Source organism: Inquilinus sp. Marseille-Q2685, assembly GCF_916619195.1.
GTDB lineage: Bacteria > Pseudomonadota > Alphaproteobacteria > DSM-16000 > Inquilinaceae > Inquilinus.
Map to the genome: position 1 here is coordinate 1055799 of NZ_CAKAKL010000002.1, position 21666 is coordinate 1077464.

25 protein-coding genes are annotated in these 21666 nt (G+C 71.0%); 8 read left to right on the forward strand and 17 right to left on the reverse strand.

What is annotated here, in order from left to right:
• Positions 1-2: 2 nt before the first annotated feature.
• The 5 genes from cimA to recA form a co-directional block, all read right to left on the reverse strand.
• On the reverse strand, positions 3-1598 hold the full coding sequence (cimA, locus tag LG391_RS14160) for a citramalate synthase (protein ID WP_225768645.1): 1596 nt from the start codon (positions 1596-1598) through the stop codon (positions 3-5).
• 4 nt (positions 1599-1602) lie between these two features.
• Positions 1603-2988, reverse strand: a complete 1386-nt coding sequence (gene cysS / locus LG391_RS14165) for a cysteine--tRNA ligase (RefSeq protein WP_225768646.1) — start codon at positions 2986-2988, stop codon at positions 1603-1605.
• A 105-nt stretch (positions 2989-3093) separates the two neighbouring features.
• Positions 3094-3900: an NYN domain-containing protein gene (locus LG391_RS14170; RefSeq protein ID WP_225768647.1), complete on the reverse strand. Its 807-nt coding sequence runs from the start codon at positions 3898-3900 to the stop codon at positions 3094-3096.
• 82 nt (positions 3901-3982) lie between these two features.
• The gene (gene gltX / locus LG391_RS14175) at positions 3983-5344 is read right to left on the reverse strand and encodes a glutamate--tRNA ligase (protein WP_225768648.1); all 1362 of its coding nucleotides are present in this window, start codon (positions 5342-5344) and stop codon (positions 3983-3985) included.
• 98 nt (positions 5345-5442) lie between these two features.
• On the reverse strand, positions 5443-6522 hold the full coding sequence (gene recA / locus LG391_RS14180) for a recombinase RecA (RefSeq protein ID WP_225768649.1): 1080 nt from the start codon (positions 6520-6522) through the stop codon (positions 5443-5445).
• Between the two features lie 168 nt (positions 6523-6690).
• Here recA and LG391_RS14185 point away from each other — a divergent pair, with 168 nt between their 5' ends.
• Positions 6691-7557: a GyrI-like domain-containing protein gene (locus LG391_RS14185; RefSeq protein WP_225768650.1), complete on the forward strand. Its 867-nt coding sequence runs from the start codon at positions 6691-6693 to the stop codon at positions 7555-7557.
• 58 nt (positions 7558-7615) lie between these two features.
• Here the strand turns inward: LG391_RS14185 and LG391_RS14190 are convergent, their stop codons facing one another.
• Both LG391_RS14190 and dksA read right to left on the reverse strand, forming a co-directional pair.
• Positions 7616-8344 carry a hypothetical protein gene (locus tag LG391_RS14190; protein ID WP_225768651.1) on the reverse strand — a complete coding sequence of 243 codons (729 nt, stop codon included), beginning with the start codon at positions 8342-8344 and terminating at the stop codon, positions 7616-7618.
• A 166-nt stretch (positions 8345-8510) separates the two neighbouring features.
• Positions 8511-8930 carry an RNA polymerase-binding protein DksA gene (dksA, locus tag LG391_RS14195; RefSeq protein WP_225768652.1) on the reverse strand — a complete coding sequence of 140 codons (420 nt, stop codon included), beginning with the start codon at positions 8928-8930 and terminating at the stop codon, positions 8511-8513.
• A 491-nt stretch (positions 8931-9421) separates the two neighbouring features.
• Here dksA and LG391_RS14200 point away from each other — a divergent pair, with 491 nt between their 5' ends.
• Positions 9422-10435, forward strand: coding sequence for a DUF4424 domain-containing protein (locus LG391_RS14200; RefSeq protein ID WP_225768653.1), 1014 nt, complete (start codon positions 9422-9424; stop codon positions 10433-10435).
• A gap of 12 nt (positions 10436-10447) precedes the next feature.
• On the opposite strand, the gene LG391_RS14205 is transcribed toward LG391_RS14200, so the two are convergent.
• The 4 genes from LG391_RS14205 to LG391_RS14220 are packed head-to-tail and all read right to left on the reverse strand — an operon-like array spanning position 10448 to position 12308.
• Positions 10448-10873: a periplasmic heavy metal sensor gene (locus tag LG391_RS14205; protein WP_225768654.1), complete on the reverse strand. Its 426-nt coding sequence runs from the start codon at positions 10871-10873 to the stop codon at positions 10448-10450.
• Positions 10874-10885: 12 nt separating this feature from the next.
• Positions 10886-11299, reverse strand: coding sequence for a hypothetical protein (locus LG391_RS14210; protein WP_225768655.1), 414 nt, complete (start codon positions 11297-11299; stop codon positions 10886-10888).
• Position 11300: 1 nt separating this feature from the next.
• Entirely contained in the window at positions 11301-11861 is a 561-nt protein-coding gene (locus LG391_RS14215) for an RNA polymerase sigma factor (RefSeq protein ID WP_225768656.1), read from the reverse strand.
• A gap of 3 nt (positions 11862-11864) precedes the next feature.
• On the reverse strand, positions 11865-12308 hold the full coding sequence (locus tag LG391_RS14220) for an EF-hand domain-containing protein (protein ID WP_225768657.1): 444 nt from the start codon (positions 12306-12308) through the stop codon (positions 11865-11867).
• 129 nt (positions 12309-12437) lie between these two features.
• On the opposite strand from LG391_RS14220, the gene LG391_RS14225 reads away from it, so the two are divergent.
• The 3 genes from LG391_RS14225 to LG391_RS14235 all read left to right on the forward strand — a co-directional run bounded on the left by LG391_RS14225 (position 12438) and on the right by LG391_RS14235 (position 15682).
• Positions 12438-13319, forward strand: coding sequence for a folate-binding protein YgfZ (locus tag LG391_RS14225; RefSeq protein WP_225768658.1), 882 nt, complete (start codon positions 12438-12440; stop codon positions 13317-13319).
• A gap of 81 nt (positions 13320-13400) precedes the next feature.
• The gene (locus LG391_RS14230) at positions 13401-14219 is read left to right on the forward strand and encodes a c-type cytochrome (RefSeq protein ID WP_225768659.1); all 819 of its coding nucleotides are present in this window, start codon (positions 13401-13403) and stop codon (positions 14217-14219) included.
• Positions 14220-14293: 74 nt separating this feature from the next.
• On the forward strand, positions 14294-15682 hold the full coding sequence (locus LG391_RS14235) for a dipeptidase (protein ID WP_225768660.1): 1389 nt from the start codon (positions 14294-14296) through the stop codon (positions 15680-15682).
• A 4-nt stretch (positions 15683-15686) separates the two neighbouring features.
• On the opposite strand, the gene LG391_RS14240 is transcribed toward LG391_RS14235, so the two are convergent.
• Positions 15687-16517, reverse strand: coding sequence for a GNAT family N-acetyltransferase (locus LG391_RS14240; RefSeq protein WP_225768661.1), 831 nt, complete (start codon positions 16515-16517; stop codon positions 15687-15689).
• Positions 16514-16945, reverse strand: a complete 432-nt coding sequence (locus tag LG391_RS14245) for an EamA family transporter (protein WP_225768662.1) — start codon at positions 16943-16945, stop codon at positions 16514-16516. Before LG391_RS14245 ends, LG391_RS14240 begins: the two co-directional genes overlap by 4 nt.
• Before the next feature lie 143 nt (positions 16946-17088).
• On the opposite strand from LG391_RS14245, the gene LG391_RS14250 reads away from it, so the two are divergent.
• From LG391_RS14250 to LG391_RS14260, 3 genes are all read left to right on the forward strand, one after another.
• Positions 17089-17775, forward strand: a complete 687-nt coding sequence (locus LG391_RS14250) for a metalloregulator ArsR/SmtB family transcription factor (protein WP_225768663.1) — start codon at positions 17089-17091, stop codon at positions 17773-17775.
• Positions 17765-18373: a superoxide dismutase gene (locus LG391_RS14255; RefSeq protein WP_225768664.1), complete on the forward strand. Its 609-nt coding sequence runs from the start codon at positions 17765-17767 to the stop codon at positions 18371-18373. Before LG391_RS14250 ends, LG391_RS14255 begins: the two co-directional genes overlap by 11 nt.
• Before the next feature lie 84 nt (positions 18374-18457).
• Positions 18458-19027, forward strand: coding sequence for a flavin reductase family protein (locus LG391_RS14260; protein ID WP_225768665.1), 570 nt, complete (start codon positions 18458-18460; stop codon positions 19025-19027).
• A 1-nt stretch (position 19028) separates the two neighbouring features.
• On the opposite strand, the gene LG391_RS14265 is transcribed toward LG391_RS14260, so the two are convergent.
• The 4 genes from LG391_RS14265 to LG391_RS14280 all read right to left on the reverse strand — a co-directional run bounded on the left by LG391_RS14265 (position 19029) and on the right by LG391_RS14280 (position 21553).
• A complete protein-coding gene (locus tag LG391_RS14265) occupies positions 19029-19523 on the reverse strand; it encodes a GNAT family N-acetyltransferase (protein WP_225768666.1) in 495 nt (164 codons plus the stop codon).
• Positions 19520-19792 carry a DUF1778 domain-containing protein gene (locus tag LG391_RS14270; RefSeq protein WP_225768667.1) on the reverse strand — a complete coding sequence of 91 codons (273 nt, stop codon included), beginning with the start codon at positions 19790-19792 and terminating at the stop codon, positions 19520-19522. Before LG391_RS14270 ends, LG391_RS14265 begins: the two co-directional genes overlap by 4 nt.
• A 69-nt stretch (positions 19793-19861) precedes the next feature.
• A complete protein-coding gene (locus tag LG391_RS14275) occupies positions 19862-20527 on the reverse strand; it encodes an aldolase (RefSeq protein WP_225768668.1) in 666 nt (221 codons plus the stop codon).
• 21 nt (positions 20528-20548) lie between these two features.
• Positions 20549-21553, reverse strand: a complete 1005-nt coding sequence (locus tag LG391_RS14280) for a LacI family DNA-binding transcriptional regulator (protein WP_225768669.1) — start codon at positions 21551-21553, stop codon at positions 20549-20551.
• Positions 21554-21666 lie beyond the last annotated feature (113 nt).

Below are 21666 nucleotides of genomic sequence, written 5' to 3' on the forward strand. Positions count from 1 at the left end.
CATCACTGGGGTGCCGTGGCGCCGGCCCGCAGCAGCGCATAGGTGAAGCTGTCGCCCAGCGCCTCGAAGGAGGCGTCGATGACGTTGGTCGAGACGCCGATCGTCGACCAGCGCGTGCCGTCGGCGTCCTCGGTCTCGATCATCACGCGCGGCATGGCGCCGGTGCCCTCGTTCGAGCGCAGGATGCGGACCTTGAAGTCGACCAGCCGCAGCGGCTTCAACCCGGGATAGATCGGTTCCAGCGCCTTGCGCATGGCGTTGTCGAGCGCGTTGACCGGGCCGTTGCCGAAGGAGACCTCATGCAGGGATTTCTGGCCGACGCGGACCAGCACCGTGGCCTCGGATTCCTGCACCACCTCGCCGCGGGCGTTGAAGCGCCGCTCGTCGACCACGGTGAAGCGGTCCATGGCGAAATAGGCCGGCACCTGGCCCAGCATGCGCCGGGCCAGCAGCTCGAAGCTGGCGGCGGCGGTGTCGTAGGAATAGCCCTCGAACTCGCGCTGCTTCACCAGGTCGACCAGCCGCTCGACATTGCGGTCCTTCGGGTCGATGGCGACGCCGATCTCGGCGAAGCGCGCCAGGATGTTCGCCCGCCCGGCCTGGTCGGAGACGACGAGATGACGGCGGTTGCCCACCCGCTCCGGCGCCACATGCTCGTAGGAGCGCGGGTCCTTGGCGATGGCGGAGACGTGCAGCCCGCCCTTGTGGGCGAAGGCGCGGCCGCCGACATAGGGCGCGCCGGATAGCGGCGAGCGGTTCAGCCGCTCGTCGAACCAGTGGCTGAGATCGGTCAGCGAGGCGAGGCCGGCCTCCGTCACCCCGGTCTCGTAGCCCATCTTCAGCACCAGGGTCGGGATCAGGGTGACGAGGTTGGCGTTGCCGCAGCGCTCGCCCAGGCCGTTCAGCGTGCCCTGGATCTGGCGCACCCCGGCCCGCACCGCCGCCAGGCTGTTGGCGACGGCGTTGCCGGTGTCGTCATGGGCGTGGATGCCCAGCCGGTCGCCCGGGATGTGCCGGGCCACGGCGGAGACGATCTCGGTCACCTCATGCGGCAGGGTGCCGCCATTGGTGTCGCACAGCACCACCCAGCGCGCGCCGGCCTCATAGGCCGCCTTGGCGCAGGCCAGGGCGTAGTCCGGGTTGGCCTTCCAGCCGTCGAAGAAATGCTCGCAGTCGAAGCCGACCTCGCGGCCGCGGCCGACCACCTCGGCGACGCTGTCGCGGATCAGCTCGAGATTCTCCTCGCGCGGGATGCCGAGCGCGACGTCGACGTGGAAGTCCCAGGTCTTGCCGACGATCGAGATCGACCCGACGTCGCTGTTCAGCAGCGCCGACAGGCCGGGATCGTTGGCGGCGCTGCGGCCCGGCCGCCGGGTCATGCCGAAGGCGGTGAAGCGGGCCTGGGCCAGCTTCGGCGGGTCGCGGAACAGCGCGTCGTCGGTCGGGTTGGCGCCCGGCCAGCCGCCCTCGACATAGTCGATGCCGAGCGCGTCGAGCTTCCGGGCGATGGCGATCTTGTCGGCCACCGAGAAGTCCACGCCCTGGGTCTGCGCGCCGTCGCGCAGGGTGGTGTCGAACAGCCAGATCCGCTCGCTCATCGCCTCACCCCACCCGGCGCCACAGGGTGCGGTCCGGCTTGTCCTCCAGCGCGATGCCGGCGGCGGTCAGCTGGTCGCGGATCCGGTCGGCCTCGGCGAAGTTCTTCGCCGCGCGCGCCGCCCGCCGGTCCGCCACCAGCGCGTCGATCTCGGCGTCGCTCAAGCCCGTCGCCGCCTTCGGACGCCAGCGGAACCAGTCCTCCGGAGCCTGGTCCAGAAGGCCGAGCAGCCGGGCGCCGGACAGGAGCTCGCCCTTGAGCCGCGCCTGCACGGCCGGATCGCCCGCCTTGTTCAGCGCGCCGGCCAGGTCGTGCAGCGCCGCCAGGGCCTGCGGCGTGTTGAGGTCGTCCTCCAGCGCGCTCTGCACCACATGCGGCGCATCCGGCGGCTCGCCCGCCTGCACCGCCTCGACCGCGCGCAGGGCGCCGTACAGCCGATCAAGCGCCGCCCGGGCCTGCCGCACGCCCTCCTTGGTGAAGTCGAAGGGCTGGCGGTAATGGCCGGACAGCAGCGTGTAGCGCAGCGCCTCGCCCGGGAACTCCTCCAGCAGGTCGTGCGGCGTGTAGAAGTTGCCGAGCGACTTCGACATCTTCTCGCCCTCGACCTGCACGAAGCCGTTGTGCAGCCAGTAGCGGGCCATCACAGGCGTGCCGTGGGCGCAGCGGCTCTGCGCGATCTCGTTCTCGTGATGCGGGAAGATCAGGTCCAGGCCGCCGGCATGGATGTCGAACTCGTCGCCGAGATGGGCCGCCGCCATGGCCGAGCACTCGATGTGCCAGCCCGGCCGGCCGCGGCCCCAGGGGCTGTCCCAGCCCGGCTGGTCGTCGGCCGAGGGCTTCCACAGCACGAAATCCGCCGGGTCGCGCTTGTAGGGCGCGACCTCGACCCGGGCGCCGTCGATCAGTTCCTCGCGGTTGCGGCGCGACAGCTGGCCGTAATCCGGCATGGACGGCACGTTGAACATGACATGGCCCTGATCGGCATAGGCGTGGCCCTTGTCGACCAGCGTGCCGATCATCGCCAGCATCTGGGGGATATGCTCGGTGGCGCGGGGCTGGATGTCCGGCGCCTGCGCGCCCAGCGCCGCCATATCCTCCAGGAAGGCCTGGGTGGTGCGCCGGGTCAGCGCCTCGATCGACTCGCCGTTCGCCTTCGCCCGATCGATGATCTTGTCTTCGATATCGGTGATGTTGCGGACATAGGTCACCCGCGGATACAGCGTCCGCAGCAGGCGGGACAGCACGTCGAAGACGACGACCGGCCGGGCGTTGCCGATATGGGCATAGTCGTGGACCGTCGGGCCGCAGACATACATCCGCACATGGCTCGGATCGATCGGGACGAAGGTCTCCTTCGTCCGGGTGAGCGTGTTGTGCAGGGTCAGCGCCACGGTCGCAATCCTAGGTGGGCCCGGTCGGGCCGGTTCGGTCGGGACCGCGACGATTACCAGATCGGGACCATGCCGTCCAAGGCCTGAGGCCGCAGGGCAGCCCGGTCAGCGACGCTTGCCGAACCAGCCCTTGCGCTGCGGCACCACCGGCGTGCCCGCCATCAGCGGCGGGCCGGCGGGGGCGCCCTCCGGCTCCTCGAACTGGGCGGTCAGCGACGGGCGATGCGCCCGCGCCGCCGCCGAGGGCCGCGGCGGCTCTGCCGCGGCCGGGCCCAGCCGGGTGGTCCGGGCAGGCTCGGCCGGCGGCCGGACGCGCAGGCGGGGCGCCGGCTCCGCCGCCGGACGGGGCTGGACCGGCGCCGGCTCCGGGCGCAGCGCGGGGGCGGCCGGCATCGCGGCGGCCGGGCGGATCTCAGTTCGCGTCGGCGCCGGGGCCGGGCGGCCGAGCGCGGCGCTGTCGAAGAAGCGGTCGCATTCCGACTGGAACAGCGGGTCCATGCGGCGGGCGGGGCCGATGGCGATCACCTGCTTGCCGTGGCGGCGCAGGCTGCGGACCAGCGGCAGGAAGGCGGCGCTGCCGGTCACCAGCACCACGGTGTCGATGCCGCGCTCCAGCAACCCCAGCTCCATGGCGTCGACCACGAGGCGCAGCGAGGCCGCGTCGCGGCCCGGCTCGATCTCGGTGGTCTGCACCTGGTCGAAGCCGTGACGGTGCGCCACGCCGCGCAGGTCGGACAGCGCCGCCCAGTCGGCATAGGCGATGCGGCGGGCCGGGCGGCAGACGGTGCCGAGCGCGCCGAGGATGCGGGCGAGATCTTCCGGCTCGTCGCCCGGCAGCGACGCGACGTCGAGGAAGACCGCGGCCACCGGCAGCGCCGGGGTGTCCAGGACAGGCGAAATCTCGTCGGTCATATCGGGCTTCTTACTCCGGACCGCGGGTCGGCGCCAAGAGGGGCAAGGTTAAGTTTTATGCAAGTTTTAGCGGGTGGGGTGTTCAGGCCACACGGCCGGCGAGCCGGGCCAGCGCCCGCTCGCGCCCGATCAGCGGCAGAAGGCCGCGCAGCTCCGGGCCGTGATCGAGGCCGGTCAGGGCCAGGCGCAGGGTCAGGAACAGCGGCTTGCCCTTGACCCCGGTGCGGTCGCGCACCGCCGCCGTCCACGCGCCCCAGGTGGCGTCGTCCCAGGGCTCGGGCGGCAGCAGCCCGGCCGCGGCGGCCAGCAGGCCCGCATCGGCGACCACCGGCGTCACCGGCCCGGTGACCACCCGCCACCAGCCGGCGGCGTCCTCGAGCCGCTGCAGGTTCGGACGCAGCACCGCCCAGGCGGCCTCGTCGACGGCGCCGAGGCCGAGCGCCGCCAGCCTGTCCCGCACCGCCGCGTAAGGCGTCTCGTGCAGGATGCGGCCGTTCAGCCGTTCCAGCTCGGTCGGGTCGAAGCGCGGGATGGTGCGGGAGAACTTGGCGAAGTCGAACTCGGCGACGAGGTCGTCGAGCGAATGCCGCGGCTCGATCGGATCGGAGGTGCCGAGCTTGGCCAGGAGGCTGGTCACCGCCAGCGGCTCGATCCCCTGCTCCCGCAGGCTGCGCAGCGACAGGCTGCCCAGGCGCTTGGACAGGCCGTGGCCCTCGGCATCGGCGATCAGCGAGAGATGGGCATAGCCCGGCGGCGCGGCGCCCAGCGCCTCGGCCAGCTGGATGTGCATGGCGGTGTTGGCGACATGGTCCTCGCCGCGCACCACCAGGGTGACGCCCATGTCGATGTCGTCGACCACCGAGCCGATGTGATAGAGCGCCCGCCCATCCTCGCGCACCAGCACCGGGTCGGAGATGTCGCGGCCGTTGAAATGCACCCGGCCGCGGACCTTGTCGTCCCACTCGATCGGCGCGTCCGCCATCTTGAAGCGCCAATGCGGCCGGTGCCCTTCCGCCTCGAGCCGGGCGCGGTCGGCGTCGGTCAGGGCCAGCGCGGCGCGGTCGTAGAGCGGCGGCAGGCCGCGGGCCAGCAGGCTCTTGCGCTTGAGCTCCAGTTCCTCCGCCGTCTCGTAGCAGGGATAGAGCCGGCCGGCCGCCTTCAGCCGGTCCTGCGCCGCCCGGTAGCGATCGGTGCGGTCGGACTGGCGGGCGAAGCCGTCCCAGTGAAGACCCAGCCAGCGCAGGTCCTGCTCGATCGCCGCGGCGAACTCGGCGCTGCCCCGCTCGGTGTCTGTGTCGTCGAGGCGCAGCAGGAAGCGGCCGCCCGTGGCGCGGGCGGCGAGCCAGCAGACCAGCGCGGTGCGGACGTTGCCGACATGCAGCAGGCCGGTCGGGCTGGGGGCGAAGCGGGTGATGATCGGGGCGGAGGTCGGCACGTCGGTCATGGGGCGGGGAGATAGCACGATCCGGCCGGCAACGGAAAAGGCCCGGTCTCCCGGGCCTTTCCGTCGCGCAGACTGAGTCAGGTCAGTTCCGGCGGCGGTCACTCCTCGCCGTCGCCGTCATTCTCCGCACCGCCGCCGGCGGTCATCATGCGGTCGGAGACCAGGCCGGCATTGGCCCGGATCTTGGCCTCGACCGCCTTCGCCGTCTCGGGATTGTCGCGCAGGAAGACCTTGGCGTTCTCGCGGCCCTGGCCGATGCGCTGGCCGTCATAGGAGAACCAGGCGCCCGACTTCTCCACCACCCCGGCCTGGACGCCGAGGTCGAGCAGCTCGCCGGTCTTCGACACGCCCTCGCCATACATGATGTCGAACTCGACGGCGCGGAACGGCGGCGCCAGCTTGTTCTTCACCACCTTCACCCGGGTCTGGTTGCCGGTGACGGTCTCGCGGTCCTTGATCGCGCCGATGCGGCGGATGTCGAGCCGGATCGAGGAGTAGAACTTCAGCGCGTTGCCGCCCGTCGTCGTCTCCGGGTTGCCGAACATCACGCCGATCTTCAGGCGGATCTGGTTGATGAAGATGACCAGGGTGTTGGAGCGCGCGATCGAGCCGGTGAGCTTGCGCATCGCCTGGCTCATCAGCCGGGCCTGCAGGCCGGGCTGGTTGTCGCCCATCTCGCCCTCGAGCTCGGCCCGCGGCACCAGCGCCGCCACCGAATCGACCACCACCACGTCGATCGCGCCGGAACGGACCAGCGTGTCGGTGATCTCCAGCGCTTGCTCGCCGGCATCGGGCTGCGAAATCAGGAGCTCGTCGATGTTGACGCCGAGCTTGCGGGCATAGGTCGGGTCGAGCGCATGCTCGGCATCGACATAGGCGCAGGTGCCGCCGGCCTTCTGCGCCTCGGCCACCGCATGCAGCGCCAGCGTGGTCTTGCCCGAGCTTTCCGGCCCGTAGATCTCGACGATGCGGCCCTTCGGCAGGCCGCCGATGCCGAGCGCGATATCGAGACCCAGCGACCCGGTCGAGATCACCTCCGTCTCGATCTGGGGCCGCGCCCCGAGCTTCATCACCGAGCCCTTGCCGAAGGCCCGTTCAATCTGAGTCAGGGCGGCTTCCAGCGCCTTGGTCTTGTCCATCGGGGCTCTTTCCACAACACGGAGAGTCGGGATCGACATCACCTGTCCTTTCCAGTTGCATGGCGCCATACGCCGCGTCAATGCAGCTCTTGTACACGTTTTGTTCCTATCAAGCAAGAGCCGAGGCGCAACGCCCCTTCCGCGGCCGCAGCTTCGCAAGCAGGATCAATCCGCTTCGGGCTAGTACGGGATCAGGAGAACGAACCGATGCCCAAGGACGCGACGCTCGACCGCCACCTCGCCCGCATCCAGCGGGTGATCGACCACATCGTCGCCCATCTCGACGATCCCATCGACCTGGACCGGCTGGCGGAGGTGGCCTGCTTCTCGCCCTATCACTTCCACCGGGCCTACCGGTACCTGCTGGGCGAGACGGTGGCCGACACGGTGCGCCGGCTGCGCCTGCACCGCGCCGCCGGCACCCTCTTGGAGAGCGAGACGGCGGTGGCCCGCATCGCACGGCGGGCGGGGTACGGCAGCACGGCCGCCTTCAGCCGCGCCTTCGCCGAGCGCTACGGCCGCCCGCCGGGAGCCTATCGCGATACGCGCCGGTCGTTCCCCTTCGACTCACCCGAAGGAGAGACAGTTATGCCCGACGTGACCTACCGCACCCTGGCGCCGATCCGCGTCGCCGCCGTCCGCCACACCGGCCCCTATATGGAGGTCGGCCGTAGCTTCGACATCCTGATGTCCTGGGCCCGTGCCCGCCAGCTGCTGCGCCCAGGCGCCCGCAGCCTCGGCGTCTACTACGACGATCCGGCCGCGATAGCACCCGCCACGCTGCGCTCCGACGCCTGCCTGGAGGTGCCGGAGGGCGTGGCCGGCGAGGGCGAGATCGCGATCCGCACCATTGCCGGCGGGCCGCATGCGGTGCTGCGCCACACCGGCCCCTATGCCGAGCTGGAGCGGTCCTATGCCTGGCTGTACCGGACCTGGCTGCCGACCAGCGGCGCCGAACCGGCGGAAGCGCCGATCTTCGAGGAGTATGTCAATGATCCGCGCAGCCCCCCGCCGGCGGAGCTGATCACCGACATCCCCCTGCCGGTCCGGGTGATTCCGGAGGGACAAAGGTAAGAACGCCGGAAGGCCGGATCAGGGATGATCCGGCCTTCCACGCTCGTCCCGTCAGACCTCAGAACGGGTAGGCGTCGCCGGTCGGCAGCCGGTTGACGGCCAGCGGCAGCGTGGCGTTGGGCTTGCAGGTCACCGCCCGCCGCCAGCTCGGCGCCGCCGCGGTGGCGTAGGAGCCTTCGGGCATCGGGCCCGGAGCCTCGGCCGAGACCGGGTTCGGGCCGGTCGGCACGTTGATCGTCTCATAGGACGGCACGCGCTGCGGCTGCTCGCCGGCAGCGACCGGGACCGCGGCGAAGGGAATGTAGGTGTCGTCCGACTGATCCTCGATCGATGGTCCGGCCGCCGCGCGACGCGCGGCGCGGCGGTCGCGCGCCGAAGAGACCGGGGCCATGGCCACGATCGGGCCCGGCAGCCGCGCCGCCGCGGCGGGCGGAACGGTGTAGGGCTGCCCCGGCGCGGCCGAGGTCGAGGCGGCCGGCGCGGCGACGGGGACCGCGGCCGGCGTCAGCGCGACCGGCTGCCCCGAGGCGGCCGCTTCGGCCGGATAGCAGTTCGGCACCGGCAGGCACTGGAAGGTCGCCCCCTTGCGGCCGTCGACCACGTCCTCGGCCTTGAACACGGCGAGCCGGTTGATCTGGGCGCATTGCGCGTTGGCGTAGATGGCGGCCTGATCCGCACTGTTGATGAAACCCGCATAGTCGACACGGGTCTCCTTCGGCGTCACCGGATCGATCCCGCAGCCCGAGACGGCGAGAACGGCGGCGAAAAGCGCTGCGCCACGAAGCATCGAATAACCTCGATCTGAAAGCCCCTCGGCGCCACCCTAGCACGGACGCGCAGCGAGGCGGAGACGAGAACGGCGCCTTCGGCCAAAGATGGCACCAGGCGGACGAAACCACGTCTTTCGGCCGAGACCACAGACGAGAACGGCGCCTTCCGGCGCCGTGGGTCGGTCAATCGTCGCGGTGGGTGCGTTCCAGCCGCTCGTGGCGCTCCTGCGCCTCGAGGCTGAGGGTCGCGGTCGGCCGCGCCTCCAGCCGCTTGACGCCGATCGGCTCGCCCGTCTCCTCGCAGAAGCCGTAGGAGCCGTCCTCGATCCGCCGCATCGCCGCGTCGATCTTGGACAGGAGCTTGCGCTCACGGTCGCGGGTCCTGAGCTCGAGCGAACGGTCGGTCTCGGCGGAGGCCCGGTCGGTCAGATCCGGCTCCTGGATGCCGCCATCCTGCAGGCTGTTCAGGGTCGCGTTGGATTCGGCGAGGAGGTCGGCCCGCCACTTCAGAAGCTTGCGCCGGAAATATTCCAGCATCATCGGATTCATGAAGTCTTCATCATCCGACGGCCGATAATCCGGAGGCAGAAGCATCGCTGTCATCGCAACAACCACTCACTGTCTGACGTGCCGGCCTTCTTCCGAAGCCTGGGCGGCGCGGAGTATAGGGAGACGCCGGAACGGAAACAATCGAAACGATGTGCCGGTCGCGTTTTGCAACCCGCTGATTTTGTTGGGCTTTAACGACCGCACAAGATCCGTCGCCCCCGGACGCCGCTTCGCCTCGCGGCATCGGGGTGCCGCAGCGGCCACCGGCTGCGGACCGGTCGGCACATTGCGGCATGCGGCGCCCTGATACCGCCGAACGGGGCGGGAACGCAAGGGGATCAGAGTATGGCGAAATTCCGATCGGCCCTGCGCGCCACGAAAAGCCCTGCGGGAACCGGCTTCATCGGGCCCGCCGGATGCGGTTCGGCCCGGCTGCGTCGAACGCTCTCGATCTGCGAACCGCCTGCACACGCCGCGGCCCGATGCCTTGGAAATGCCGATCCGCCGTGCGAGGGTGCGGCGAAATCGACAGCCGGGAGCCGATCGTGAACACGTCCTTCGCTGCCCTTTCGATCGGCCTGGCCGCCCTCCTCGCCCCGTGCGTCGCCGCCCGGGCCAATGATTCGACGGCGGAGCTGGCGGCCGGCGGGCTGGTGCTGACCAAGACCGCCGACATCGAGATGCGGTCCGAGGACCTGTATGTCTCGGCGGAGGAGATCCGGGTCACCTACCGCTTCTTCAACCGGGCGGCGCAGGACCGGACGGTGACGGTCGCCTTCCCGATGCCGGACGTGACGCTCGACTTCATCGACGGCATGACCGCGGTGCCGCATCCCGGCACCGAGAACTTCCTGGATTTCTCGACCAAGGCCGACGGCAAGCCGGTGGCGACCGAGGTCGAGGTCAAGGCCTTCGGCAACGGCGTCGACCAGACGGCGCTGCTGCGCAGGCTGGGCGTGCCGCTGTATCCCGACGTCGATTACGACGGGCTGACCGGGCTGCCGAAGGCGCAGCGGGACGAGCTGATCGCGCTCGGCCTCGCCGCCGTCAACGAGTTCGATTCCGGCCAGGGATGGGAGCAGCATGTGGTCCCGAGCTGGACGCTGAAGACCACCTACCACTTCCAGCAGACCTTTCCCGCCGGGCGCGAGGTGGTGATCGAGCATCGCTACACGCCCGCCACCGGGTCGAGCGTCGGGTCGGTGATCGGCTCGACCTACGCCGCCGGCAGCACGGAGTATGCGAAAGACCTGCGGACCTATTGCGTCGACCAGAACCTCCTCGCCGCGGTCAAGCGGGCGCAGGCCAAGGCGGGCCCGGACGGCATGCCGTTCATGGAGCAGCGGGTCGCCTACATCCTGACCACCGGTGCCAACTGGGCGGCGCCGATCAAGGATTTCCGCCTGGTGGTCGACAAGGGCGACGCCCGGAACCTGGTCAGCTTCTGCGGCGACGGGGTGAAGAAGATCTCGCCGACCCAGTTCGAGGTCCGCAAGACCGATTTCACCCCCGACGCGGACCTCAACGTGCTGATCCTGCGGCCGAGCCTGGCCCGGTGAGAGCCCGCAGACCTACAGCCGCCAGAGCGCGCTGCGCCGTTCCAGAAGCTTCCGCCGCTGCTCGGCCGGCAGCTTGGGCATGATCTCGAGCGCCGTTCCCTCCACCACGTCGCGCAACTCCTTGAACTTGTCACGCACCGCCGCCAGCGCTGCCGCCGCCTTGTCGGGGTCGTAAGGATCGGCCGACAGCGCCTGGTTCGCCGACGAGCGCAGCCGGCGCATATCGTTCCAGATCGCGTCGGCCTCGGCCCGGCGCCGGTCGAGCAGTTGTCCCAGCGTGGCGCGGTCGGGCTCCGGCAGGGTCGCGACCGCCTCGGCCAGCGCCGACGGCCCGGACCGCGAATCCGATCGCCACAACCAGGTGCCGGTCACGCCGAGCAGCAGGAGGTTGAGCGCCAGCGAGGCGACGAACGCCCAGCGCCAGGTATTAGCCCGCATGTCTCACACTCTTCACGGCGTTCCTCCGAAGGGCGACACGTCGTCGGCCAGGGCATAGCCGAGGGTCGAGGACCAGTCGTCGTCGTTGGCCTGCACCGTCGGCACCATGGCGCCGAGATAGATGCCGACCACCAGCGCCGCGGCGAAGGCCACGGCCGGCCGCCACGACAGGATCTCGGATATCCAGCGGCGCGGCCGCGGCGCCGCGTCGAGGATCCGGCCGAGCAGCGCCGCCGAGGGCGGAGCCACCCGCAGGTCGTTGAGGATCGCGGCCACCGCCCGGGCGTCGGCCATGGCGGATCGCGCCTCGTCCGAGGCCGCCAGCAGCGCCTCCGCACCGTCCTGGTCGGGCGCAGGCCATCGGTCGATCACCGGACCGTGCCGGTCGAGCAGATCGAGGAACCGATCGAGCATCATCTCGGCCATGTCACACCTCTCCCATCAGATCGGCCCGTTCCGCCGCCAGGGCCTGGCGGAGGGCGCGCCGGCCGCGCGCCAGGAGCGATTCGACAGCCTCGACTCCGACCCCGAGGGTCTCGCCGATCTCGCGGTTGCCCTGGCCCTCATAGTGGCTGAGCAGGATCGCCGCCCGTTGCCGCTCGGGCAGCTGGGCCAGCGCCTCGGCGACCCGGCGCGAGACCCGGGCACGCTGCAGCCCGGCCTCGGCGCCGGCACCGGGGTCCGGCGGCTCCGGCACCGCGTCGAGCGCGACCGAAGGCTGCCGCCGGAGCCGGTCGATCGCCCGGTTGTAGGTGACGCGGGTGAGCCAGGTCGAGACCGTGGCGCTGCCGTCCGGCCGCCAGCGCCCGGCTTCCTTCCACAGGGCCAGGAATGCGTCCTGGGCCACGTCCTCGGCATCGGCGCGGCTGCCCAGCATGCGCTGGGCGAAGGCGAGCAGGCGTCCGAGATGCCGGTCGACCAGGCGGCGGCAGGCGGCGGCGTCTCCCGCCGCCACCGCCGCCACCAGGGCATCGTCGCTCTCGGCCACGCTTCAGTTGCGGTGGGTCTTGAGGTCATCGATCGACAGAGCACCCGTCTTGCCGGTGTCGCGGCGGTCGAAGCGGGCCAGCGCCGGCGCCTCGAACTCGGCCGCGGTCACCTTGCCGTCCTTGTCGGCGTCGAGCTTGTCGAAACGCTGTTCCAGGCGGGGGCGGATCTGCGCGATCATGGCGTCGACATACTGCTCCTTGGTCAGCGCGCCGTCACCTGCCGCGTCGAGCGCCTTGAACCGCGCCTCGGACCAGGCCTGGACCTCCGTCCGTTCGACCTTGCCATCCTTGTTGGTGTCGAGCTGGCGGAAGAAGCCGCCGCGCCAGCCGCCCTGGGGCGCCCCCTCCTGGGCGGCCGCCAGGGCCGTGCCGGCGACGAGGGCGAGCAGCGCGGAACCGACAATCCACTTCGTCTTCATGATGCTCTCGACGTTGCGCACCGCCATGGGTGCCTTATGGTCCCTTCACGACCCAGCCCTCCGCTTCCGTCGCAAGTCAGACCCGCAGGCGCTTGCGCGACCCCGGCACTTGGCCCACCTCTTGGGGCAGATGCCGATCCGCAACCGGGCGACGCCATGGCCGAATTCACCCTCCTGGACCGCGATGTCCTGCGCCTGACGGGCGAGGACCGCGCCGCCTTCCTGCAGGGGCTGGTCTCCAACGACATGCGGAAGGTGGCGCCCGACCGCGCCGTCTTCGCCGCCTTCCTGACGCCGCAGGGCAAGTATCTGCACGATTTCCACGTGGTCGCGCTGGGCGATGCCTGGCTGATCGACTGCGAGGCCGGGCGCGGCGCCGACCTGTTCCGGCGGCTGCGGATGTATAAGCTGCGCTCCAAGGTCGAGCTGGCCGACGTCACCGCCGACTGGGCGGTGGCCGCGATCCCCGGCGAGGTCGGCACCGCGGCCCTCGGCCTGCCCGACGAACCGGGCGCCGCGCGAGCCCTGGCCGACGGCATCGCCCATGTCGATGCCCGGACGGCGGCGCTCGGCGCCCGGGCGCTGCTGCCGAAGGCGGCGGCGAAAGCAGCGCTGGAGGGCCTCGGCCTCACCGAGACCGGCCCCGAAACCTGGGATCGGCTTCGCCTGTCCCTCGGCGTGCCCGACGGCAGCCGCGACCTGGTGCCGGAGAAGACGGTGCTGCTGGAGGCGAACTACGATTCGCTGAACGCCATCGCCTGGGACAAGGGCTGCTACATGGGCCAGGAGCTGACCGCCCGCACCCGCTACCGCGGCCTGCTGAAGAAGCGGCTGGCGCCGGTGCTGCTGGACGGGCCGGCGCCGGAGCCCGGCACGCCGATCCTGCGCGACGGCCGCGAGGCCGGCGAGATGCGGTCGAGCCGCGACGGCATCGGCCTGGCGCTGCTGCGGCTGGAGGCGCTGGGGGGCGATGCCGGGCCGCTGCTGGCCGGCCAGACGCCGGTTCGGCCGACGTCGCCCGCCGGAAAGGCGGCCTGACCCTCCGCGCGCTGGCGACTCACCCCCGCCGCATGGTTTCCTATCCCTTGCGGTGCATTCTCGCCGCGAGGGGGAGTGATCATGCGCATCTTCGCTGCCATCGGCCTGCTGCTGTGGGCCGCCACCGCCGGTGCGGCCGAGCCGGCGCTCGACCTGACGATCGGCGGCGAGACCCGCCATTTCACCCGCGACCAGCTGCTGGCCCGGCCCGACGCCACCACCATCGAGGTGACGAAGGACGCCATCTACGGCCGCGCCATGACCTATCGCGCCGTGCCGGTGGCAGGGCTGATCGCCGGGCTGACGCCACCGCCCGACACCGTGATCGAGGCGGTGGCGACGGACGGCTACGCGGCGCAGCTGCCGGTCGACCAGCTCCTCGGCACCGACCCGAAATCCGTGATCGCCTGGGTGGCGATCGAGCCGGCGGACGCCCCCTGGCCCGCCCTTCCGGACAAGACGGTCAGCGCCGGCACCTTCTACCTGGTCTGGACCGGCGAGCAGGCGGCGACGGTGCGCAGCGAGCAGTGGCCCTACCAGATGGCCAGGCTGGCGACCCAGCCTTCCCCCGCCGCGCGCTGGCCCGAGCTGGCGGTCGACCCGGCCCTGCCGGCGGCCGACCCGATCCGCAGCGGGCAGACGCTGTTCGTCACCCAGTGCCTGGTCTGCCACAAGCTGAACGGCGCCGGGTCGGCCGAGGTCGGGCCGGACCTGAACCGGCCGATGAACCCGACCGAATACCTGGCGCCGGCGGCGCTGCACGCGCTGATCCGCGACCCGGCCTCGGTGCGCGACTGGCCGGACCGCAAGATGCAGGGCTTCACGCCGGAGCAGATGAGCGACCGCGAGATCGAGCAGGTCATCGCCTATCTCCGCCACATGGCAGGCCGAAAGGGCTGAGGCCCCTTCCCCGTTTCCGCCGGCACCGGATCTGCTCTAGGGTCGTGCCAGCGATTTCGAGAGGATTCTCCCCCGTGAGCACGCTCGACCAGGTCCTGTCGGCGATCGACGCCGGCCTCGATTCCAGCCTCGACCGGCTGATGGCCTTCCTGCGCCAGCCCAGCATCTCGACCGACCCCGCCTACAAGGAGCAGTGCCGCGCCGCCGCCGAGTGGCTGGCCGGCAGCCTGGGCGAGATCGGCTTCGCCGCCGAGGTCCGGCCGACTCCGGGCCATCCGATGGTGGTCGGCCACGCGCCCGGCGCCGGGGCCGACCCGTCGGTGCTGTTCTACGGCCATTACGACGTGCAGCCGATCGACCCGCTGGAGCTGTGGGACCACCCGCCCTTCGAGCCGCGGATCGAGACCGGCGCCGACGGGGTGAAGCGCATCCACGCCCGCGGCGCCTCGGACGACAAGGGCCAGTTGCTGACCTTCCTCGAGGCCTGCCGCGCCTGGAAGACAGTCACCGGCTCCCTGCCCCTGCCGGTCACCGTGTTCTGCGAGGGCGAGGAGGAATCCGGCAGCCCCAGCCTGAACCCGTTCCTGGAGGCCAACCGCGAGGAGCTGTCGAAGGACATCGCGCTGGTCTGCGACACCGGCATGTGGGACCCGAAGACCCCGGCGATCACCACCAGCCTGCGCGGCATGGTGTATGAGCAGGTGACGATCACCGCGGCCAACCGCGACCTGCATTCCGGCATGTATGGTGGCTCGGCCCGCAACCCGATCCACGTCCTGACGAAGATCCTGGCGGCGCTGCACGACGAGGACGGCCGCATCGCCATCCCCGGCTTCTACGACGGCGTGCCCGAGACCCCGACCCAACTGAAGGCGCAGTGGCAGTCGATGGGCTTCGACGAGGCCGCCTTCCTGGGCCAGATCGGCCTGTCGATCCCGGCCGGGGAGCGCGACCGGACGACGCTGGAGCGCCTTTGGGCGCGGCCGACCTGCGACGTCAACGGCATCTGGGGCGGCTACACCGGCGAGGGCAGCAAGACCGTGATCGCCGCCAAGGCGTCGGCCAAGGTGTCGTTCCGGCTGGTCGGCGACCAGGATCCGGTCAAGGTCCGCGACGCCTTCTACGCCTTCGTCCGCGCCCGCCTGCCGGCGGATTGCACGGCGGAGTTCCAGTCGGAGAAGGGCAGCCCGGCGCTGGCGCTGGCGATCGACAGCCCGGCCCTGACCCGCGCCCGGGCCGCGCTGCAAGAGGAATGGGGCCGCCCGGCGGCGCTGGCCGGATGCGGCGGCTCGATCCCCGTTGTCGGGTCGTTCAAGCGCCTGCTGGGCATGGATTCGCTGCTGGTCGGCTTCGCGCTGGAGGACGACCGGGTGCACAGCCCGAACGAGAAATACGACCTGACCAGCTTCCACAAGGGCATCCGCTCCTGGGCCCGGATCCTGGCGGCACTGGCGGAGAAGTAGGCCCTTACCCCAGGTGGAAGCTGGCCATGGCGGCGATGCGTCCCCGGTCGCTCGGGTGGCGGTCGCCGCCGCGGCGCATGTGGCGCAGCCGCCGCAGCTCCGGCACCCCGCTGCGGCGCAGATGGTCGAGCATCGCGGCATGGCTGGAGGGCACGGTGATCGTCATCGGCCCCGCCGGCGCGAGAGCGGAGAGCGCCGCGACCAGGGCCGCCGCGGCCTCCTGGTCCTCGGCCGCAACCGGGCCGACCCGGTCCGGGTGGCGCAGCCCATAGCCGATCAGCCGCCCGTCGCGGCGGCAGACCATGCCGATCGGATGCTCCCGAAAGAGTGCGGAGAGCCCGGTCGTGCGGTCGGCGCCGAACACCGCCGCGTCATAGGCCGCGACCGCCGGCAGGTCGGCCTCCGCCATCGGCGCCAGGCCGGGCACCGGCGGCGCCTCGACCGGCCCTTTCGCCTCCAGCACCACCGAGGCGTCGACATCGATGAAGCCGAGCTTCTCGTACAGCGGCGCGCCGGAGGGCGAGGCGTCGAGCAGGATCACGCGGCCGGCCGGCACCGGGGCCAGCGCCGCCTCGACGATGCGGCGGCCGAGGCCGCGCCCCTGCATCGCCGGATCGGTGCCGACGATGCCGAGATAGGCCACCCGGCCATAATCGACCACCGCCGCGGCGGCACGCAGCGCGCCGTCGGCCTCCAGCACATGGATCGCGGCGTTGGGCATGCGAGACAACCGGGCCACGACCGGCCCGAAGCGCGGATTGCCGAAGGCCGCGCCCAGCAGCGCCGCCAGCGCCTCAGCCTCCTCCGGCCGCATCCGGCGGCAGACCGGCGTCATCCGACCGCCACCAGCACGGCGCCGCCGCCGATCAGCGCGACGCCCAGCCAAGCGATCCCGGACAGCGACTCGCCCAGGAAGACCGCGCCGAACACCGCCACCAGCACGACGCTGAGCTTGTCGATCGGCGCCACCTGCCCCGCCTGGCCGAGCTTGAGCGCCCGGAAATAGCAGAGCCAGGAGGCGCCGGTCGCCAGGCCCGACAGCACCAGGAACAGCCAGGTCCGGCCGGAGATCGAGGAGGTCGGCTGGAACTGCCCGGTGGCGGCGACGATGCCGCCGATCGCCAGCAGGATGACGATGGTGCGGATGAAGGTGGCGAGGTCGGAGTTGATCGCCTCGATCCCGATCTTGGCGAAGATCGCGGTCAGGGCGGCGAAGACGGCGGAGAGCAGCGCCCAGAGCTGCCAGGAGGAGAGGAGGTTCATGCGGGTCGACTCGGCTTGCAGGAGCACCACGCCACCTTGGCCCCGATCCCGAGCGCAGCGGAAGGGGCCGCGGCGACGCGCCAGCCATGGGACGGCGGCGCATGATGCTTGCAGGCGCCGGATCGGGTGGTTATTTTCAAAGCATGGACTTTGACAATGATCTTTCCCGGGGGCCGGTGACGGCAGCGGAGCGGCTGCTCCTGCTGCTGAAGACGCGCGGCAGCCAGAGCGCCGCGGCACTCGGCGCCGCGCTCGGCACCACCGGAGAGGCGGCGCGCCAGCAGCTGGTCAAGCTGGCCGAGGGCGGGCTGGTCGAGTCCGCGCCGCAGCGCGCCGGAGTCGGCCGGCCGGTCCAGCTCTGGTCCCTCACCGCCGCCGGCCATGCCCGGTTCCCCGACGGCCATGCCGAGATGGTGGCCGGGCTGATCGCCGGCGTCCGGCGCGAGCTGGGCGACGCCGCGCTCGACCGCCTGATCGCCGCGCGCGAGGCCGAGACCTTCGCCCGCTATGCGGACGCCGTGGCCGGCGCGACGACGCTGCGCGACCGCATCGCCACCCTGGCTGGCCTTCGCACCCGCGAGGGCTACATGGCTGGGTGGGAGGAAGACGAAAACGGCTTCCTTCTGGTCGAGAATCATTGTCCGATCTGCGCCGCGGCGGCGGCCTGCCAGGGCTTCTGCCGCTCCGAGCTCGACTTGTTCCGCCGCGTGCTCGGGCCGGAGGCCCGGGTGGAGCGCACGGAGCACATCCAGGCGGGGGCGCGCCGTTGCGCCTACCGCATCCTTCCGCAACCAAGCCGATCAGAAAGTGAGCACCACCATGGCGTTTGAACTTCCCCAGCTGCCCTACTCGCAGAACGCCCTCGCCGAGCGCGGCATGTGCCAGGAGACGCTGGAGCTGCATCACGGCAAGCACCACCAGGCCTACGTCACGGCGCTGAACGGCTTCGTCGAGAAGGACGACTCGCTGAAGGGCAAGTCGCTCGAGGAGATCGTCACCTTCGCCTACGGCAAGGACAACCTAGCGCCGGTGTTCAACAATGCCGGCCAGCATTGGAACCACATCCTGTTCTGGCAGAACCTGTCGCCGAAAGGCGGCGCCATCCCGGGCGCGCTGGAGAAGAAGATCACCGAGGATCTCGGCGGCGTGCAGGCCTTCAAGGACGCCTTCAAGGCGGCTGCGATCGGCCAGTTCGGCTCCGGCTGGGCCTGGCTGGTGCTGGGCAAGGACGGTAAGCTGAAGATCACCAAGACCCCGAACGGCTCCAACCCGCTCGCCACCGGCGAGGGCAAGGTGCTGCTCGGCCTCGACGTGTGGGAGCACAGCTACTATCTGGACTTCCGCAACCGCCGTCCGGACTACGCCCAGAACTTCCTCGACAAGCTCGCCAACTACGAGTTCGCCGAGGCCCAGCTCAAGGCCGCCTGACGCCGATCCCGCCCGCCAGTCCGGTATCCTTCAAGGGAATCGGGCTGGCGGGCGCCCTTTTCCGACGGCCCTCAGGGACAGACCTTGGTCGCGCGCACCTCGCTTCGCTACAACCCGGACCCGCACCACCCACCGGCGGTGCCCCGCGACCGTTTCGCCGAGGCGCTGTCGCGCCTGACCGCGACCATCTGCGTGGTCGGGGCGACGGAGCCCGACGGCACCCGGCACGGCCGCACCGCCACGGCGGTGATGTCGCTGGCGGCCGATCCGCCGACCATGCTGGTGTCGATCGACCGCACCAGCGCCATGGCCGGGGTGATCGAGGCGACCGAGGGATTCTCTGTCGCCATGCTGGCCGAGCACCAGGACGAGGTCGCCGACGCCTTCGCCGGCAAGCTGCCGATCGCCCGCTCCGAACGCTTCACCCGCGGCACCTGGTCCGCTTGGCCCTCAGGCCGGCCGAAGCTGGAGGAAGCGGTCGCCGTGATCGACTGCCACCTGATCGGGCTGACCGAGGTGACCACCCATATCCTGTTCGTCGGCCTAGTCACCGAGGTCGAGACCCGCGACGCCTCCCCCCTGCTCTGGAGCCTGCGCCGCTATGCCGGCGTCGCCGCACGACGGGCCGCGACGTCCGGGGTGGATGAGGACTGAGTCACGGCATTTCAGACCTGATCCGCAGCATCAGGGTCATGGGCTGCACCGGCGATTCCTGGAATCCGTAGTGCTCGTAGAATCGTTTGGCCCGCTCGTGCAGCGCGTGGACGAGCAGGGCACGGACCCCGGCATTCTGCGAGATGGCCTGGACACGGAGCACCGCATCCTGCAGCAGCGCTGCTCCCAGTACGATGCCCTGGGCGTGGAGATCGACCGCGAGCCTCGCCAGCACCATCACAGGCACCGGATCGGGCATGTTTCGTCGGACAGCACCGGTCGCATCCCGATGCGCGACCGCCCCTGCAGACAATGCGTAATAGCCGAAAACGCGATGCTCGGCGTCGGCCACGACGAAGGTGCGGCTGGCTCCGTTCAAGTGGTTGGCCAGCGCCCGGCGCTTCAGCCAGTCGTTGAGCGACGGTTCGCCGCAATCAAAGGCGTCGAGGTGATGGGCTGCAGCCAGGGGCTGCGGCGCCGAGAGCTGCAAGCTCACGCCTTGCCGGTGCGCCAGGGAGCCTTGACGGCCATCAGGCGTTCAAAGCCCGGATTGGCGGCCGGCGGAGCGTCGAGCATGCTCGCGAACTGCCGGAACTTTTCCGCGTCCAGGTTGAAAAAGACCTGATCGAGCACGATCGATTGCGCCCGCTCGCAGGCGGTCTCCAACATGAAATCCGAGCGGCTCTTGCCCAGCAGGTCCGCAGCGCGGTCGATCAGATCGCGCTGCTCGGGCAGAGCGCGCAGATTGATGGCGGCATCACGCATGGCCCACCTCACGCTCGCATACACAATTGCTATACAAGATGGATGACGTATAGCAAATGTCAACACGATCTACCCGTGCCGATGGTCGTCCTCCGGCAGTTCCAGCTTGAACGCCTCCTTCAGCTCTGAGATCTGGCCCGGCGACAGCAGCCGCGGGTTGAGGCCGCGCAGCAGCAGGTGCAGCTTCGCCGTCTCCTCCAGCTCCTCCGTCGCGTAGACCGCCGCCTCCAGGCTCTCCCCCGCCACCACCGGGCCGTGATTGGCCAGCAGCACCGAGGAATAGCGGCCGGCCAGGCCGCGGATGGCGTCGGCCACCGCCGGGTCGCCCGGCCGGTAATAGGGCACCAGCGCCGTCGCCCCGACCCGCATCAGGTAATAGGCGGTCAGGGGCGGCAGCACCGCCTTCGGATCGATGCCCGGCAGCATCGACACCGCGACCGAATGGGTCGAGTGCAGATGCACGATGGCGCGGGCCGAACCGCGCGTCTCGTAGAGCGCCCCGTGCAGCGGGATCTCCTTGGTCGGCTTGTCGCCCGACAGCAGGCGTCCTTCGGCGTCGAGCCGCGACAGCCGCGCCGGGTCGAGGAAGCCGAGCGAGGCGTTGGTCGGCGTCACCAGCCAGCCGCCATCGTCCAGCCGGACGCTGATGTTGCCGGAGGAGCCGGGCGTCAGCCCGCGCTCGAACAGCGAGCGGCCGAAGCGGCAGATGTCCTCGCGCAGCCTGGTCTCGTCCATGGATCCTTCCTTCTATGCCGGTCAGGCGGTGGCGCCGGCGATGAGCTCGAAGCCGAGATCGACGACGGCCGGCGGCTCGCGGCCGCACACCAGCCGCGCCCCGACCTCGCCCATCTCCACCCGCGGCGAGCGGATGGTGGACAGCGGCTGCGGCAACGCCTGGCCCAGGTCGAGCCCGTTGAAGCCGAACAGCGCCACCCGGCCCGGCACCGCGAGGCCGCGGGCGAGGCACAGGAAACAGCCGCCCATCGCCATGTCGTCGTTGGAGAAATAGACCGCGTCGACCCGGTCGTCGCGGTCGAGGATGCGGGCCAGCCCTTCCCGCCCCGAGGCGGCGGAGGACCGGCCCGGCAGCAGCTCGGTCGCGACCAGGGCCGCCGGGCTCTCCGCCAGCGCCTCGCGGAAGCCCTCGAAGCGCTTGGCCGCGCGCCGGTCGTGGCCCAGATCGTGGCCGACATAGGCGAGGCGGCGATAGCCGCGCTCGACCAGGTGCCGGGCGCTGGCCCGGCCGACCGCCCGGTTCGACAGGCCGACGACGATGTCGAGCCCGGCGCCGTCGAGATCCATCAGCTCGGCCACGCGGATCCCGGCATTGGCCAGCATCGCCCGGCCGCGGTCGGTGTGCTCCAGCCCGGTGACGATCAGCCCGGCCGGGCGCCAGGCCAGCATCGCCTCGATCAGCCCCTCCTCCCGCTCCGGGTCGTAGTCGGTGACACCGACGACCGGCCGGTACCCCGCGGCGTCGAGCACGTCCTCAGCCCCGCGCAAGACGTCGGGAAAGACGATGTTGGCCAGCGACGGGATGATCACCCCGACCAGGTTCGAGCCGGCGGAGGACAGGGTGCCGGCCAGGCGGTTCGGCACGTAGCCGAGGCGCCGCACCACCTCCAGCACCCGCTCGCGCGTCTCGCCGGCCACCGGCCCGCCGCGCAGCACCCGCGACGCGGTGATCTTGCTGACCCCGGCGCCGCGCGCGACATCCGCCAGCGTGATGCCCCTGGGATCGGGCCGTCTCGTGCGCGCCATCGGGATCCTCTGCGTCGACTCGGCCTCCATCATCCCCGCATCCCCGGTGCGAGCGGAAGCCCTCGTTCCGCCCGGCTCCGGCCCCCCGGGCAGCCTCGCCCTTGACGCCGCGG

Coding starts and splice junctions, on each gene's coding strand:
- cimA (WP_225768645.1), bottom strand. CDS start 1,598: ATGAGCGAGCGGATCTGGCTGTTCGACACCACCCTGCGCGACGGCGCG.
- LG391_RS14170 (WP_225768647.1), bottom strand. CDS start 3,900: ATGACCGACGAGATTTCGCCTGTCCTGGACACCCCGGCGCTGCCGGTG.
- gltX (WP_225768648.1), bottom strand. CDS start 5,344: ATGACCGACGTGCCGACCTCCGCCCCGATCATCACCCGCTTCGCCCCC.
- recA (WP_225768649.1), bottom strand. CDS start 6,522: ATGTCGATCCCGACTCTCCGTGTTGTGGAAAGAGCCCCGATGGACAAG.
- LG391_RS14185 (WP_225768650.1), top strand. CDS start 6,691: ATGCCCAAGGACGCGACGCTCGACCGCCACCTCGCCCGCATCCAGCGG.
- LG391_RS14190 (WP_225768651.1), bottom strand. CDS start 8,344: ATGCTTCGTGGCGCAGCGCTTTTCGCCGCCGTTCTCGCCGTCTCGGGC.
- dksA (WP_225768652.1), bottom strand. CDS start 8,930: ATGACAGCGATGCTTCTGCCTCCGGATTATCGGCCGTCGGATGATGAA.
- LG391_RS14205 (WP_225768654.1), bottom strand. CDS start 10,873: ATGCGGGCTAATACCTGGCGCTGGGCGTTCGTCGCCTCGCTGGCGCTC.
- LG391_RS14210 (WP_225768655.1), bottom strand. CDS start 11,299: ATGGCCGAGATGATGCTCGATCGGTTCCTCGATCTGCTCGACCGGCAC.
- LG391_RS14220 (WP_225768657.1), bottom strand. CDS start 12,308: ATGGCGGTGCGCAACGTCGAGAGCATCATGAAGACGAAGTGGATTGTC.
- LG391_RS14225 (WP_225768658.1), top strand. CDS start 12,438: ATGGCCGAATTCACCCTCCTGGACCGCGATGTCCTGCGCCTGACGGGC.
- LG391_RS14230 (WP_225768659.1), top strand. CDS start 13,401: ATGCGCATCTTCGCTGCCATCGGCCTGCTGCTGTGGGCCGCCACCGCC.
- LG391_RS14240 (WP_225768661.1), bottom strand. CDS start 16,517: ATGACGCCGGTCTGCCGCCGGATGCGGCCGGAGGAGGCTGAGGCGCTG.
- LG391_RS14245 (WP_225768662.1), bottom strand. CDS start 16,945: ATGAACCTCCTCTCCTCCTGGCAGCTCTGGGCGCTGCTCTCCGCCGTC.
- LG391_RS14250 (WP_225768663.1), top strand. CDS start 17,089: ATGGACTTTGACAATGATCTTTCCCGGGGGCCGGTGACGGCAGCGGAG.
- LG391_RS14255 (WP_225768664.1), top strand. CDS start 17,765: ATGGCGTTTGAACTTCCCCAGCTGCCCTACTCGCAGAACGCCCTCGCC.
- LG391_RS14270 (WP_225768667.1), bottom strand. CDS start 19,792: ATGCGTGATGCCGCCATCAATCTGCGCGCTCTGCCCGAGCAGCGCGAT.
- LG391_RS14275 (WP_225768668.1), bottom strand. CDS start 20,527: ATGGACGAGACCAGGCTGCGCGAGGACATCTGCCGCTTCGGCCGCTCG.
- LG391_RS14280 (WP_225768669.1), bottom strand. CDS start 21,553: ATGGCGCGCACGAGACGGCCCGATCCCAGGGGCATCACGCTGGCGGAT.